The organism is Pseudomonas sp. MWU13-2862 (genome assembly GCF_023242495.1).
In the GTDB taxonomy this organism is placed as follows: Bacteria; Pseudomonadota; Gammaproteobacteria; order Pseudomonadales; family Pseudomonadaceae; genus Aquipseudomonas; species Aquipseudomonas gingeri_D.
The window spans coordinates 194,599-209,682 of the sequence record NZ_JALMEZ010000007.1; the positions used below are offsets into that span (position 1 = coordinate 194,599).

13 protein-coding genes are annotated in these 15,084 nt (G+C 63.9%); 11 read left to right on the forward strand and 2 right to left on the reverse strand.

The window, feature by feature from the left end; translation table 11 throughout:
* Positions 1 to 18: 18 nt before the first annotated feature.
* Positions 19 to 1,548 (reverse strand): histidine ammonia-lyase, encoded by a 1,530-nt coding sequence (gene hutH / locus M5C56_RS14705; protein WP_103497933.1) that lies wholly within the window; start codon positions 1,546 to 1,548, stop codon positions 19 to 21.
* A gap of 521 nt (positions 1,549 to 2,069) precedes the next feature.
* Here hutH and gspG point away from each other — a divergent pair.
* The 8 genes from gspG to M5C56_RS14745 all read left to right on the forward strand — a co-directional run bounded on the left by gspG (position 2,070) and on the right by M5C56_RS14745 (position 11,083).
* Positions 2,070 to 2,516: a type II secretion system major pseudopilin GspG gene (gene gspG, locus M5C56_RS14710; RefSeq protein WP_103497932.1), complete on the forward strand. Its 447-nt coding sequence runs from the start codon at positions 2,070 to 2,072 to the stop codon at positions 2,514 to 2,516.
* Between the two features lie 8 nt (positions 2,517 to 2,524).
* Positions 2,525 to 3,508 (forward strand): type II secretion system minor pseudopilin GspK, encoded by a 984-nt coding sequence (gene gspK, locus M5C56_RS14715; RefSeq protein ID WP_103497931.1) that lies wholly within the window; start codon positions 2,525 to 2,527, stop codon positions 3,506 to 3,508.
* Positions 3,505 to 4,662: a type II secretion system protein GspL gene (gene gspL / locus M5C56_RS14720; RefSeq protein WP_103497930.1), complete on the forward strand. Its 1,158-nt coding sequence runs from the start codon at positions 3,505 to 3,507 to the stop codon at positions 4,660 to 4,662. Before gspK ends, gspL begins: the two co-directional genes overlap by 4 nt.
* Complete coding sequence (gene gspM, locus M5C56_RS14725; RefSeq protein WP_103497929.1) at positions 4,655 to 5,197, forward strand: type II secretion system protein GspM; 543 nt, start codon at positions 4,655 to 4,657, stop codon at positions 5,195 to 5,197. Before gspL ends, gspM begins: the two co-directional genes overlap by 8 nt.
* Complete coding sequence (gene gspD, locus M5C56_RS14730; protein WP_103497928.1) at positions 5,194 to 7,599, forward strand: type II secretion system secretin GspD; 2,406 nt, start codon at positions 5,194 to 5,196, stop codon at positions 7,597 to 7,599. Before gspM ends, gspD begins: the two co-directional genes overlap by 4 nt.
* Positions 7,596 to 9,014 (forward strand): type II secretion system ATPase GspE, encoded by a 1,419-nt coding sequence (gene gspE / locus M5C56_RS14735; protein ID WP_247263189.1) that lies wholly within the window; start codon positions 7,596 to 7,598, stop codon positions 9,012 to 9,014. The genes gspD and gspE overlap by 4 nt, the downstream gene beginning before the upstream one ends.
* Positions 9,014 to 10,225 carry a type II secretion system inner membrane protein GspF gene (gene gspF, locus M5C56_RS14740; protein WP_103499064.1) on the forward strand — a complete coding sequence of 404 codons (1,212 nt, stop codon included), beginning with the start codon at positions 9,014 to 9,016 and terminating at the stop codon, positions 10,223 to 10,225. Before gspE ends, gspF begins: the two co-directional genes overlap by 1 nt.
* A gap of 183 nt (positions 10,226 to 10,408) precedes the next feature.
* Positions 10,409 to 11,083 carry a BON domain-containing protein gene (locus M5C56_RS14745; protein WP_103499065.1) on the forward strand — a complete coding sequence of 225 codons (675 nt, stop codon included), beginning with the start codon at positions 10,409 to 10,411 and terminating at the stop codon, positions 11,081 to 11,083.
* Between the two features lie 74 nt (positions 11,084 to 11,157).
* On the opposite strand, the gene M5C56_RS14750 is transcribed toward M5C56_RS14745, so the two are convergent.
* Positions 11,158 to 11,748: a response regulator gene (locus M5C56_RS14750; protein WP_247263188.1), complete on the reverse strand. Its 591-nt coding sequence runs from the start codon at positions 11,746 to 11,748 to the stop codon at positions 11,158 to 11,160.
* Between the two features lie 392 nt (positions 11,749 to 12,140).
* On the opposite strand from M5C56_RS14750, the gene M5C56_RS14755 reads away from it, so the two are divergent.
* The 3 genes from M5C56_RS14755 to M5C56_RS14765 all read left to right on the forward strand — a co-directional run bounded on the left by M5C56_RS14755 (position 12,141) and on the right by M5C56_RS14765 (position 15,076).
* Positions 12,141 to 13,523 carry an NAD-dependent succinate-semialdehyde dehydrogenase gene (locus M5C56_RS14755; RefSeq protein WP_103499067.1) on the forward strand — a complete coding sequence of 461 codons (1,383 nt, stop codon included), beginning with the start codon at positions 12,141 to 12,143 and terminating at the stop codon, positions 13,521 to 13,523.
* A 63-nt stretch (positions 13,524 to 13,586) separates the two neighbouring features.
* Entirely contained in the window at positions 13,587 to 14,738 is a 1,152-nt protein-coding gene (locus tag M5C56_RS14760) for an NAD(P) transhydrogenase subunit alpha (RefSeq protein ID WP_103499068.1), read from the forward strand.
* The gene (locus tag M5C56_RS14765) at positions 14,735 to 15,076 is read left to right on the forward strand and encodes an NAD(P) transhydrogenase subunit alpha (RefSeq protein ID WP_103499069.1); all 342 of its coding nucleotides are present in this window, start codon (positions 14,735 to 14,737) and stop codon (positions 15,074 to 15,076) included. The genes M5C56_RS14760 and M5C56_RS14765 overlap by 4 nt, the downstream gene beginning before the upstream one ends.
* Positions 15,077 to 15,084 lie beyond the last annotated feature (8 nt).

Below are 15,084 nucleotides of genomic sequence, written 5' to 3' on the forward strand. Positions count from 1 at the left end.
GCGCCAACCCGGTGTTAATCAGGCATACAGACGTGCGGCGGGCAGCCAGCTCTCGAAGGCGGCGGATTCGACCCAGTTCCTGGCCGCCGCGATATCGGGCGCGAAGTAACGGTCTTCGTCGTAGTGCGCGACCTCGCGGCGAATCATCGCCAGGACTTCAGCGAGTTTTTCCGAGGTCTTGAGCGGGGCATGCAGGTCGACGCCCTGGGCGGCACCGAGCAGTTCGATGGCCACCACGGCGCTGCTGTTGCCGGCCATATCCAGCAAGCGGCGAGCCGCAAAGGTCGCCATCGACACATGGTCTTCCTGGTTGGCCGAGGTCGGCAGGCTGTCCACCGAGGCCGGGTGGGCCAGGGTCTTGTTCTCCGAGGCGAGGGCCGCGGCGGTGACCTGGGCGATCATGAACCCCGAGTTCAGGCCGCCTTCGCGGACCAGAAAGGCCGGCAGACCGGAGAGCGCCGGGTCGACCAGTTGCGCGATCCGTCGTTCGGACAGGGCACCGATTTCGGAGATCGCCAGGGCCAGCACATCAGCGGCCATCGCCACCGGTTCGGCGTGGAAGTTGCCACCCGAGAGCACGTCGCCGTCGGCGCTGAACACCAATGGGTTATCCGAAACCGCGTTGGATTCACGCAGGAACACCCCGGCGGCGAAGCGCAGATGGTCCAGGCAAGCGCCCATGACCTGCGGCTGGCAGCGCAGCGAGTAGGGATCCTGGACCCGGGCGCAATCGATATGGGATTGACGGATCTCGCTGTTCGCCAGCAGTTCACGATAGAACTGGGCCACGTCGATTTGTCCGGGCTGACCGCGTACCGCCTGGATGCGCGGGTCGAAGGGCACGTCCGAGCCTTTCAAGGCTTCCACGCAGAGGCTGCCGGCCACCACGGCGGCGCTGAACAGTTTCTCGGCGGCAAACAGCCCGCGCAACGCCAGTGCGGTGGAGACCTGGGTGCCGTTGATCAGCGCCAGGCCTTCCTTCGGCCCCAGCACCATGGGTTCCAGGCCGGCAATCGCCAGGCCTTCGACGGCATCCATTTCCCGCCCTTCATGGCGCACGCGACCGACGCCGATCAGCACGGCGGACATATGGGCCAGCGGTGCCAGGTCGCCCGAGGCGCCCACCGAGCCCTGGGACGGGATGCACGGATAGACCTTGGCGTGATAGAGCTTGACCAGCGCTTCGATCACTTCCCAGCGGATCCCGGAAAAACCACGGGCCAGCGAGCCGACCTTCAATGCCATGATCAGGCCGACGCTGGCATCATCGAGCAGCGGCCCGGTGCCGGTGCAGTGGGAGAGCAGCAGGTTGCGTTGCAGCTTGGCCAGCGACTCGGTGGCAATCGAGGTCCTGGCCAGCAGGCCGAAGCCGGTGTTGATGCCGTACACGGTGCGCTGGTTGGCGATGATCTCGTTCACCGTGCGGGTGCTGGCGTCGACGTTTTCGCGAGCGGCGGGGTCCAGCTCGATCGCGCATTGCTTCTGATAGATGACGCGCAGTTGATCCAGGGTGAGTTGACCGGGCTTGAGCTGCAGAGGTGCGGGCATGGCAGTGTCCTAAGGCGGAGGGTGGGTGGAATAGGTGGCTATATGTTCCTGTATATACAGGATGAGCAATATGCGGGCCAGAACTGCTATTCCGCCCAGAGAGTGGCGTTTCAGACCCGATTCCCGTCGCTTGCGAAAAAATGACAGTGGCTGTTGAATCTTGAATGTGTAACCAAAAGCCGCACCAAAACCGCGCCTCCCGCACACTGTTGGGGCGAATTGAAACCAATGGTAGTAGGGTTTTTCGCGAAACAAGGCTTGCGGGCAACGGATGCTCGCTTTGGCCTGCAAGGTGTCGCGGGGAGATAAAGGCGGGGAAGCAATGATGAAAATTCATGCTGTATATACAGGTTGTGGCGATTTCACTCGCCAAACGACTGGCCGGGCTTCGCGAGACTGAACGCTGGCGCTAGAAACGCGCAACGGGGTGGCAGGTATTTCCTCCCGAGGATTTTCAATACCGGTGACATATCTTCTTGCAACAATCCGCGGCGAATCGAATCAAGCCAAGGAATGTCGAGATGGATATCGCGCACATCAGTTCCCGCTCGCGGATCGGCGCCCAGAAAGGGTTCACGCTGATCGAGATCATGGTCGTGGTGGTCATTCTCGGGATCCTCGCGGCCATTGTGGTGCCCAAGGTTCTCGACCGCCCCGACCAGGCCCGGGTCACCGCCGCCCGGCAGGACATCGGCAGCCTGATGCAGGCCCTCAAGCTCTATCGCCTCGACCACGGCACCTACCCGAACCAGAACCAGGGCCTGAAGGTCCTGGCCGAGCGCCCGGCGAATGCCAAGGACAGCACCTGGCGCTCCTATCTCGAACGCCTGCCCAACGATCCGTGGGGGCGTCCTTACCAGTACCTCAACCCCGGGGCCAACGGTGAAGTCGATGTGTTCTCCCTGGGCGCCGACGGCAAGCCGGGCGGCGAAGGCACCGATGCTGATATCGGCTCCTGGCAGTTGTAGTCCGGGTCATGACCAATCCTTCGCTGACAGCCGCCGGGCAACGCGGCATGGCGATTATCAGCGCCTTGCTGATTGCCGCCGTGGTCGCGGTGATCGCCGGCGGCATGCTCGCGCGCCAGACTGTCTTCACCCGTAGCCTCGAAGCCGAGCAGTCGCGGGTCCAGGGCGCCTGGCTATTGCGCGGCGGCCTGGAGCTGAGTCGGCAATTGCTCTGGGATGCCCGCCAGCACGATCCCTTGACCCGTCTTGACCAGGCCTGGGCCCAGCCGCTGTCCGCCGCCGGCCTGAGCGAGCGCGGCGGGCACTTCAGCGGGCGCCTGGAAGACGAGCAGGGCAAGTTCAACCTGCGCAATCTGGTCCGCGACAGCCGGGTCGATCCCGATCAGGTGCGGGCTTTCCAGCAGTTGTGCGAGTCGATCGGCGTCAAGCCTGCCGTGGGCCAGCGGATTGTCCAGCGGGTGACCGCTGCTTACGCGTTGCTGCCGGATAACGCGCCCGCTGCGCCACCGGTCAAGGGCAGCTTTGACAGCGGCCGGCTGACCTCGCCGGGAACCGCGCTCAAGCCGCTGCCGGCGACCCGGCCGATGTTGCACAGCCTGGATGACCTCGGCGCCCTGGCGGGTGTGGACGACGCGGTGCTGGCGCTGCTGGCACCCCATGTGACGATCCTGCCGGCCAACACCTGGGTCAACGGCAATACCGCCAGCGCCGAAGTCCTGGCTTCCCAGGTGCCTGGGCTGTCGTTGTCGCGTGCGCGCAATCTGGTGTCTGAGCGTGATGCCGGACGCTGGTTTATCAACCGGGGCGATTTCGTCAATCGCCTGCGGATGCCCGAGCTGGTGGTCAGCGATATCAAGGTCGGCATCACCAGCGACTGGTTCCGCCTCAATGCCCGTTCACGCAGCGACAGCCGCCGGGTCAGCCTGGCGGTGCTGTTATATCGCCAGGAATTGCAGATGCCCCAGGTGATCTGGTCGCGGGTGGGCGTATGACTGCCCTGCGCTTGGCCTTGCCGCCGTTGGAGACGCTGACCCTGGACAGCCCGCTGGAGTTTGCCTGGCTGGATCGCCAGGGCAAGCTGACCGACCAGGGCCGCGGCAGCCTGGCGCAGTTGGGGCAGGTGCACAAAGGCGTCGCCGTAGAGTGTTACCTGCATCCGCGCGACAGTCTGCTGGCCAGTCTCGAATTACCCAACCTGCCGCCGGCCAGGATCCAGGCGGCGGTGGGCTGTGCGGCCCAGGCGCTGATCCTTGGCGGTTGCGAGTCGATGCATATCGTCCACAGCCCGCGGGATGCCCAAGGGCAGGTGCAGGTCGCCTGGTTGCAACGGACGCTGCTGGAGCACTTGGGCGCTGTGCTGCGTCAGTCCGGGCTCAAGTTGCGTGGCCTGTACCCGGCGGCCTACTGCTTGCCGGTGGACGCGACCCAAGCGCCGGTGGTGGCGGTGCGCGACGAGCATCTGCTGATGCGCCGCAGCCAGGACCAGGCCCAGGTTCATCCGGCCGTCGACGCGGCTCTGACGGAGCTGCTCAATAGCGGTGGCGTGGTGCATTGGGTGGGTGCTGGGGCACCGGACAACGCCTTGGTCCAGAGCCTGCCCGAAGACCGGGCCTGGTCTGGCAAGGCGCCGGGTTGGGGTTTGCACGGTGCGGTCCAGCCGATGGCAGGCAACGCCGGTGGTTGGGGACGCGCGGTTGCCTGCATGGTGCTTGCGGTGGCGGTCTGGGCCGTGGGTCTCAACCTCTATGCCGCTCGCCAGGTGGAACAAGGCCAGCAACTCAAGGCCTGGATGACCCAGCGGGTCAAGCAGGCATTCCCGGCCTTGCCGATGATCCTCAATCCATTGCAACAGGCCCGTCAGCAATTGGCCTTGCGCGAGAACGGCGCGCCCGGTGACAGCGGTTTTACCCGGTTGGTCCAGCAGGCCGGCAGTGCCATGCCCTTTATGGTCGGCAGCCTGCAAACCCTGGTCTTCGAACACGGCGAACTGCACCTGAGCCCGCTGCCGGGCACGCCGGGCGGCGGTCGCGACAAGGCCTGGCAACTCAGCCTGACCCAGGCCGGGGTGGAAGCGACGGCGGTTGCCGATGGTTGGGTCCTGAAAACCATCGGCCCACAACCGCTGGCGGAGAACGACAGTGAATAAGGCCTTTATCAATCGCTATCGAAACCGCTGGCGCCAGCTTTCGAGCCAGGCCCGTCTGTATTGGCAAAGCCTGGCCCCGCGCGAGCGACAGTTGGTGCTGGGTATGGCGGTGGGAGTCTCGGGCCTGCTGGTGTGGTTCGTGCTGATCCAGCCACCGTTGCAGAAGATCGACTTCTGGCGCCTGGAAACGCCCAGGTTGCGGACCCAGGCGCAGACCCTCGACGGCCTGCTGCACGGGCTTGCCGGCCCGAATGCCGGCAATGTCGAGGCCGGATTGCGCAGCAGCCTGGACGCTGGAGGGCTGGCCGGACATTACCAATTGCAAGGTGTCGGCGGCGGCTGGCTACTGACCTTCGACGATGCCCCGGCGGATGGTCTGGTGGGCTGGCTGCTGGGCACCCCCCCTTTATTCACCCTGGAAGTGGTCGAGGCCCGCTTGCAGCGCAAAGGCACGACCGAACCCGATGACACGGCAGGCAAACTGTCCGGAACCGTTCGCATGGATCAGGCGCTTGGCGCTAAGGAAGCTTCATGAAGTGGTCAGGTTCTTTATCGGCCTTGCGTTGTCGGCAGGCCGCGGCGCCCTGGTTGTTGATGGCTTTGAGTGCCTGCAGCAATAGCCCACCGGAGTCGCAGCCACCCTTGCTGGTGGAAAGCGAGTTGGGCCGGCCCCTGGCCTCGACGGTCAAGAATGGCGATGCCGTGGCCGATCGGCAGCGGCTCCAGGCCCAGGTGGAACAGCAACATCGCCAGCCCCGTGCGCCGATCAGTCCCGCAGCGGGCCGGGGCGCGGCCAAGGGCAGTCCGGCGCCCAGCCCCTTGGGCAACCAGCCGGTGCAGTTGAATTTCGTCGACGCCGATATCCAGGCGGTGGTCCGTGCCTTGTCGCGTTCCACCGGGCAACAGTTCCTGGTGGACCCACGGGTCAAGGGTAACCTGACCCTGGTTTCCGAAGGCGAAGTACCGGCCCATCAGGCCTATGACATGTTGCTGGCGGCCTTGCGCATGCAGGGTTTCAGCGTGGTGGATGTCGGCGGGGTCAGCCAGGTGGTGCCGGAAGCCGATGCCAAGCTGCTCGGTGGGCCGATCTACAGCGCCGACCGTCCAGCCCAGGGCGGCATGCTGACCCGGACCTTCCGCCTGCAATACGAAAACGCGGTGAACCTGATCCCGGTGCTGCGCCCCATCGTCTCGCCGAACAATCCGATCAACGCCTACCCGGGCAATAACACCGTGGTGATCACCGATTACGCGCAGAACCTGGATCGGGTCGCCACGCTGATCGCCAGTATCGACACTCCCAGTGCCATCGACACCGATGTGGTGACGATCCAGAACGGCATTGCCAGCGATATCGCCAGCATGGTCTCCGAATTGCTGGACAGCCCCGGCAATGATCCGACCCAGAAGATCATCGTGCTCGGCGACCCGCGTTCCAATTCGATCATCATTCGCTCCGGCAGCCCGGAGCGCACGCAACTTGCACGTGAATTGATCTACAAACTGGACAATGCCCAGAGCAACCCGAGCAACTTGCACGTGGTGTACCTGCGCAATGCCCAGGCCGGCAAGTTGGCCCAGGCCCTGCGCGGGCTGCTCACGGGGGAAAGCGACAGCGGTGATGGCAAGGGCGACCCGACCCGGGCCATGCTCAGTAATGGCGGGATGAACAGCAACAGCGGCAGCCAGAACGGCCAGGCCGGCACGCAGAGCAGCAGCGGCACCACAAGCAGTGGCACCGGCACCACGGGCGGTTCGTCCTACGGGCAGGGCGCGCGCGCCGGGGGCTCGCAGGCGGGCGGTGCAAATCAGGGCTCGGACCAGAGCGTGGCCTTCTCGGCAGGTGGGGTGACCATCCAGGCCGATGCCACCACCAATACCTTGCTGATCAGCGCGCCGGACCCGCTGTATCGCAATCTGCGGGAAGTCATCGACCAACTGGACCAGCGCCGCGCCCAGGTGGTGATCGAAAGCCTGATCGTCGAAGTCAGCGAAGACGATGCCAATGAGTTCGGCGTGCAATGGCAAGCCGGCAACCTGGCCGGCAATGGGGTGATCGGTGGGGTCAACCTGGGCGGCACCAATCTGGTCAGCACCGCGAAGAGCAGTATTGATGTACTGCCCCAGGGGCTGAGCCTCGGCTTGGTCAAGGGATCGGTGAATATCCCCGGCGTGGGGCAGGTCATGGACCTCAAGGTGCTGGCCCGGGCCTTGAAATCCAAGGGCGGTTCCAACGTGCTGTCGACGCCGAACCTGCTGACCCTGGACAACGAAGTGGCGAGCATCTTCGTCGGCCAGACCATTCCCTTTGTCAGCGGCCAGTACGTTACCAACGCCAGCAGCTCTGGCAGCAATCCGTTCCAGACCATCCAGCGCGAGGAGGTCGGTCTCAAGCTCAATGTGCGGCCGCAGATTTCCGAAGGCGGCACGGTCAAGCTGGATATCTACCAGGAAGTCAGTACGGTGGACGACCGGGCTTCGGCGGCGGCCGCCGGCACGGTGACCAACAAGCGTGCGATCGACACCAGCATCCTGCTGGATGACGGCCAGATCATGGTTCTCGGTGGCCTGTTGCAGGACGGTTATACCCAGACCAATGACGGCGTGCCCTTTCTGTCGAGTATTCCCGGGATCGGTGCGCTGTTTCGCCATGAGCGGCGCGAGACCAACAAGACCAACCTGATGGTGTTCCTGCGGCCCTATATCATTCGCGACGGTGCGGCGGGACGCAGCATCACCCTGAACCGTTATGACTTTATTCGCCGGGCCCAGGGCAGCCTGCAACCGGATCGCAGTTGGGCCATGCCGGATATGCAGGCCCCGCAGTTGCCGAATGCGGCCCAGGCGATCCCGGGTTCCGCGCCGTCGGCCCCGCAAACGCCACGGGCGGCGATTCGCGCGGTGCCGTTGTCGGTCAACGAGCGTGCCCAGCCATGAGTGCGCTGCCTTACGCCTGGGCCAAGGCGCAGCGGGTGTTGCTGCGCGACGGTGAGGATGGGGCGGTATTGACCGCCTGTCCCTCGACCCCGGGCTGGGCCATCAGCGAAGTCCGCCGACAGTTCGGTCCGGCCCGCCTGGAACAGGTCCGCGACGAGGAACTGGACGGCCTGCTCGCCAGCGCCTATGCCGATACCGGCAGTGCGGCGGCGGTGGTCGGGGCGGCGGAAAACGAGGTGGACCTCGACCGGCTGATGCAGGACATCCCGGAAATTACCGACCTGCTCGACACCCAGGACGGCGCCCCGGTGATCCGCATGATCAACGCCTTGCTGACCCAGGCCGCGCGGGACGAGGCCAGCGATATCCATATCGAACCCTTCGAGACCCATTCGGTGGTGCGCTACCGGGTCGATGGCACCCTGCGCGATGTGGTCTCGCCGCGCAAGGCGCTACATGGCGCGCTGGTGTCGCGGATCAAGATCATGGCGCAGCTGGATATCGCCGAGAAACGCCTGCCCCAGGACGGTCGCATCGCCTTGCGCGTGGCTGGTCGCCCTATCGATATCCGCGTTTCCACCGTGCCCACCGGCCATGGCGAACGGGTGGTGATGCGCCTGCTGGACAAGCAGGCCGGGCGTCTGCAACTGGAAACCCTGGGCATGGACCCCGATGTGCTGTCCCGGCTCGACCATCTGATCCGTCAACCCCACGGCATCGTGCTGGTCACCGGGCCCACCGGCAGCGGCAAGACCACCAGCCTCTACGCCGCCCTGGCGCGGCTCGACGCCAGTACCAGCAATATCCTCACCGTCGAGGACCCGGTGGAATACGACTTGCCGGGCATCAGCCAGATCCAGGTGAATGCCAAGATCGACATGACTTTCGCCCTGGCCTTGCGGGCGATCCTGCGCCAGGACCCGGACATCATCATGATCGGCGAGATCCGCGACCTGGAGACCGCGCAGATTGCCGTGCAGGCTTCGCTCACCGGGCACCTGGTGCTGGCGACCCTGCACACCAATGACGCGGTATCGGCGGTCAACCGCCTGATCGACATGGGCGTGGAACCGTTTCTGCTGGCTTCGTCGATGCTCGGTGTGCTCGCCCAGCGCCTGGTCCGGCGCCTGTGCCAGCACTGTCGCCAGGAAGACCCGGCCGCGCCCGGCACCTGGCGTCCGTTGGGCTGCAGCGTGTGCAATCACACTGGCTATAGCGGCCGCACCGGTATCCACGAGCTGTTCTGCATTGACGACGATATCCGCAGCCTGATCCACCAGGGTGTCGGCGAGCAGGCCCTGCGCCTGGCCGCCCGTGCCGCCGGGATGTTGAGCATGCGCGAGGACGGCGAGCGCTGGGTACGCAGCGGCGCCACCGCGCCGGAAGAAATCCTTCGCGTGACACGGGACGCCTGATGAATCGCTATCGCTTCGAAGCCGCCGACGCCCTGGGCAAGATCGAAACCGGCCATCTGGAAGCCGACAGCCAGGGCGCGGCCATGGGCCTGCTGCGCAGTCGCGGGTTGACCGCCTTGCTGGTCCAGGCCGACGGCGTCCAGGGCGGTGGCAGCGCCAGCGGGATGTTCAGCGCCAAACTGTCGGACAACGACCTGGCCTGGGCCACCCGGCAACTGGCGAGCCTGCTGGGCGCCAGCCTGCCGCTGGAAGCCGCGTTGAGCGCGACGGTGGAGCAGGCCGAGCGCAAGCACATTGCCCAGACCCTGAGCGCGGTGCGCGCCGATGTGCGCGGCGGCATGCGCCTGGCCGAAGCCCTGGCCAAGCGACCACGGGACTTTCCCGATATCTACCGGGCGCTGATCGCGGCGGGCGAGGAGTCCGGCGACCTGGCCCAGGTAATGGAGCGGTTGGCGGATTACATCGAGGAACGCAACAACCTGCGGGGCAAGATTCTCACTGCGTTCATCTATCCGGGAGTGGTCGGACTGGTGTCGGTGGCCATTGTGATTTTCCTGCTCAGTTATGTGGTGCCCCAGGTGGTCAGCGCTTTTTCCCAGGCGCGCCAGGATCTGCCGGGGCTGACGGTGGCGATGCTCAATGCCAGTGACTTTATCCGCGCCTGGGGCTGGTTGTGTTTTGGCGTCCTGGTGGGCGGTTTGTGGGGCTGGCGCTTGTATTTGCGCAATCCGGCGGCGCGGCTGGGCTGGCACAGTCGGATCTTGCGCCTGCCGCTGATCGGCCGCTTTGTGCTGGGACTGAACACCGCGCGATTTGCCTCGACCCTGGCGATTCTCGGCGGTGCCGGGGTGCCGTTGTTGCGGGCCCTGGAGGCGGCGCGGCAGACGGTGTCCAATGATCGTTTGAGCCTGAGCGTGACCGAGGCCACGGCGCGGGTCCGTGAAGGGGTGAACCTGGCGGCGGCGTTGAAGGTGGAGAAGGTGTTTCCACCAGTGCTGATCCATCTGATCGCCAGCGGGGAGAAGACCGGGTCATTGCCGCCGATGCTGGAGCGGGCGGCGCAGACCCTGTCGCGGGATATCGAGCGGCGGGCCATGGGCATGACCGCGCTGCTCGAACCGCTGATGATCGTGGTGATGGGGGCGGTGGTGCTGCTGATCGTGATGGCGGTGTTGCTGCCGATCATCGAGATCAATCAGTTGGTGCAGTAACTGATGTCGTGACCCGCCACGGATCCACCTGGATAACGCACGCCTGAAAGCGATGGGCTTCGAAGGACTGCTGGCGGTATTCCCACGGATGGGTATTTTCCGAACCTGCTGGGGAACTCTGCAAAGGGATACTATCGAGCGGACCAGCAGCGTGAATTCCTTGGAAAATCCGGAGACTGTCACATGGATACGGATGAAAAACTGCGAGAGCAGGTACTTGACGAACTGAAATGGGATTTGGCATTGAAGGCCGATCAAATCCTGGTGCAGGTGTCCGACGGGATCGTGACGATTTCCGGCCATGTCGCCAGCCACGCCGAAAGATGGCACGCCGAACAGGCTGTCACCCATGTTTCAGGGGTGGTGGATCTGATCAACAATATCGAGGTTGTTCTGCCGTCGCAGCATGTGCGTACGGACAGTGATCTCGTCGCGGCGGCGGTCTCGGCCTTGCAATGGAACACGTCGCTGGCCGACCAGCAGGTCAAGGTCAGTGTGGCGGATGGCTGGCTGGTGCTTGGCGGCGAAGTGGATTCGGAGCATCAGCGCCAGACGGCAGGCTATGCGGTGCGCTATCTGCAGGGGATCAAGGGGATCAGCAACGATATAGTGGTCAAGCCGCATGCCTCTTCGGATACGATCAAGACCGATATTGAAGCCGCCTTCAGGCGCAAGGCAATTATCGATGCCCACGGGATCGAGGTCCGCGTGCAGGACGGTGCGGTCACGCTTTCCGGCGCCGTGGGATCGCTCCTCGAGCGCGACATGGCCCGCTCGACGGCGGCGGGTACTGCGGGAGTGCTGAAGGTTGTCGATAACCTGGTGGTCTCGGCGGCCAGCGAGAGTCCAGGCATATAGAACGGCGGCAGGTACCGGCATACGCTGTTTTTACATGGGCGGCGGGCGCTTCATGCCCGCCTGGCCTGCGGCGGTCAAAGTATTGGCTCACCCGCTGCCAAGGCGATGCGGGCCAGCTCGGGAATGGATTTTGCCTCGGTCCTGTCCATGATCGAGGCCCTGTGCTTTTCAACGGTCCGTTGACTGATCCCCAGGTCGACAGCGATATTTTTGCTGGGCTGGCCGGCCAGTACCAGGGCCATGATCTGACGCTGGCGTGTCGTGAGGGTGGCAATATGTTCAAGGGCGGACTGGCGGCGGGCCTTGGCGCCCGCGGTTTTCCTGTGAATGACCAAGGCCGTGTTCAAGCTGGTCAGGATGTCCTGGTAACGAAACGGCTTTTCCAGAAAGTCGCAGACGCCAATTTTCATGGCCTCGACGACCGTGGCAACACGGCTGTTGCTGCTGGTCATGATAATCGGTAGTTCGTCACCCTCGGCCCTTAGCCGGCTCAGCACCTCAAGTCCGCTTATTCCCGATAGGTGTGTATCCACAATCAGGCAGGCCTCCTGCTCCCCGGCGTAACCCTCGAGAAACCTTTCGCAGCTGCAATAGTCCTGGACTGCATAGCCGTGGGCCTCCAGCTCCGCGCGCAAGCTGCGGCGCAAAACAAGGTCGGCGTCCACCAGGTACACGACTGGACGACAGCGCCAACGTACTGCGCTGGAAGGGTATGGGGGCAATGATTGTTCCTGGGTCGATCGGCTTACTCGCATGATTGACATTCCCGACAGGAGGTGTTTTTGAGGGACCGATTTCTCGATGCTACGCCGCCCGGGATGGGATTTATTTGACCTATGTAAAGAACCACCGATCTAGATCGTCTTTAAGCACGCCCGGCGCCCTGCGGTTTTATTCCAGGAGACACGCCGCTGATGAGTGAATGGCATATGGGTAGATTCCGAGGCTGGTCAGCCACCGCCAAGACGGTACATCGTGTCGGCGTGTTCGATCTGCGTGACAGATGGTTCCGATCCGTTATGCGTTGGCTGACTCAACCTCATTGAAGGCAACCGCTATGGCCTATACGACGATCAACCCTTACAACGGCAAGTTGCTCGCGCAATTCGAGACGCTTACCGATCAGCAACTGGAGCAAAAGCTGGCCACTGCGGCGCAGTGTTACCTGACCTGGAAAAACACCTCCTATGCCCAGCGCGCGGCGATCATTGCCAAGGCCGGCGAACTGATGCATGCGCGCTTCGACGAGTTGGCCCGCAAGGTCACCCTGGAGATGGGCAAACGCATCAATGAAGCCCGGGGCGAAGTGAAATTCAGCGCCGACATCCTGGCCTACTATGCGAAAAACGCCGAACGCTTCCTGGCCCCGGAAGCCCTTCACCCGGTCGAGGGGGAAGCGCATATGGAGAGCAGTCCCATCGGTGTGGTTTTCGGCGTCGAACCGTGGAATTTTCCCTTCTATCAGCTGGCTCGCGTGGCCGGTCCGCATTTGATGGCGGGCAATGTGCTGGTGATCAAGCATGCCGGTTGCGTGCCCCAATGCGCGATTGCCTTTGAGCAGCTTCTCCTCGATGCGGGAGCTCCCCCGGGGTTGTACACCAACCTGCTGATCTCCCATGAGCAGTCCAGGCAGGTGGTCGACGACGAGCGTATCCGCGGTGTCGCCCTGACCGGTAGTGTCGCCGCCGGACGCAGCCTGGCGGCCTGGGCCGGACAGAACCTGAAGCCGTCGTCCATGGAACTGGGTGGCAGCGACGCGTTTATTGTGCTCGAAGATGCCGATCTGGACCTGGCGATCAAATGGGCAATCTGGGGGCGGATGTATAACTGCGGGCAGACCTGTTGCGCGGCCAAACGCTTTATCGTCGTGGACAAACTGGCCGATGCGTTCCTCGAGGGATTCCAGGCGGTGCTCGCGGCGATGCTCCCCGGTGATCCGATGGATGAAAAGACCGCCCTGGGCCCGTTGTCCTCGGAAGCCGCGTTGTTGCAACTGCTTGAGCAAGTGCAGACGGCGATTGCCCACGGTGCCAAGGTTTTGCTCGGCGGCGGACGGATCGATCGGCCCGGCGCATTTATGGCGCCGACCATCCTCACTGATATCGCACCCGACAACCCGGCGTTCCGCGACGAGTTCTTCGGCCCCGTGGCGCTATTTTTCCGGGTGCCTGACGAAGAGGCGGCCATTGCCCTGGCAAACGACTCCGACTTCGGCCTGGGGGGCTCGGTGTTCACTCGTGACCTGGCCCGGGGGCAGCGTGTCGCCAGCCGCATCGAGACCGGCATGATGTTTATCAATAGCATCAGCTGGAGCGATGCCGAACTGCCGTTTGGTGGCATCAAGAACTCAGGCTACGGCCGTGAGCTCGGCAATATGGGCATCCAGCAGTTCGTCAATAAAAAGCTCGTGCGCTACGTCTCGGCCCAGGCTCCCGTCTGAAGTCCTGGCCCGGAGACATTACCGGCGCCCGGCACAGGTCGGGCGCCTTCAATGGAGCGCGTGATGTACGTCAATCTGGCTGTGCTGAAAGAAACCCATCCGCACGAGCGACGTGTGGCTCTGGTGCCGGGCCTTTGTGCAAAATTGCGCGCACTCGGCGCCAGGCTGCATATGCAGGCGGGGGCCGGCGAGGCGAGTTTTCTCCCGGACTCGGCCTATCCGGACGTTGTGTTCCTGAGCAGCGCCGGGCAACTGGTACATGAGGCCGATGTGGTCCTGGCGGTGCAGGCACCTTCCCTGGAGCTTATCGGCAAGCTGAAACCCGGTGCGGTGCTCCTGTGTTTCATCTATGCACAAAAGAATCCGGCCCTGGTGCAACGCTTGCTGGAGCGACAAATCACCTGCTTTGCCATGGAGCGCTTGCCGCGCATCACCCGGGCCCAGTCGATGGACGCGCTTTCAAGTCAGTCGGCGTTGTCCGGGTATTACGCGGTACAACTGGGCTCGGTGCACATGTCGCGGATACTGCCCAAGGTCACCACGGCGGCCGGCATCGTCGGTCCGGCACATGTGCTGGTCCTTGGCTTGGGCGTGGCCGGACTGGAGGCCATTGCTACCGCGCATCGGCTGGGCGCTGTGGTGGAGGGCTACGACGTCCGCCCGGAAACCGCGGAGCAGGCGCGATCCCTGGGGGCCGGTTTCGTCGATGTCGGCATCGATGCGCGCGGCAAGGGCGGGTATGCACGGGAGTTGAGTGAAGCGGAAAAAGCCCAGGTCGCGCAAGTCCTGACCGAACATATCCAGCAGGCCGACCTCGTCATTACCACGGCGGCGGTACCGGGACGACCCTCTCCACGCCTGGTCAGCGCCGCGCAACTGGCCGGGATGAAACCCGGGGCGGTGATTGTCGATCTTGGCGCCGAAGGGGGAGGCAATTGCGAAGGCTGCGTGCCCGGACAGACCGTCATGGTCGGTGGGGTGACCTTGATGGCGCCGCTCAATTTGCCCTCATCCTTGAGTCAGGACGCCAGCCAGCTGTACGCGAAAAATCAGTTCAACCTGCTGGCGCTGATGCTGAAGAACAATGTCATCGACATCGACTGGGACGATGAGATCCTGGCGCAGACCGTGCTGACCCATGCCGGCCAGCTCATGGATCCAGCGAGCCACGCCGATGCCGAACCGGACCACGCCGCCAGGGAGACGCGCTCATGAACAGTGTTGGCTTCGTCGGTCTTTATATCTTCATGCTGGCCGCTTTCGCCGGCTGGGTCATTATCGGCCGGGTCCCGGCCATTTTGCATACCCCGTTGATGTCGGGCTCGAACTTTGTCCATGGCATCGTTGTGGTCGGTGGCCTGATCGGATTACTCGATGCGGTGACGGTCGCCGAACAAGCGGCAGGCTTTGTCGCGGTCTTGCTGGGGGCGGGTAACGCGGCAGGCGGCTACGCCGTAACCGGCCGAATGCTCGCGATGTTCCAGACCAGCGCGCCTGAGCCCAAGCGGCGCAAGGCCCATCATTCCGCGACCAGAAAGCCTGAAAAGGCCTGAGGCTTGAG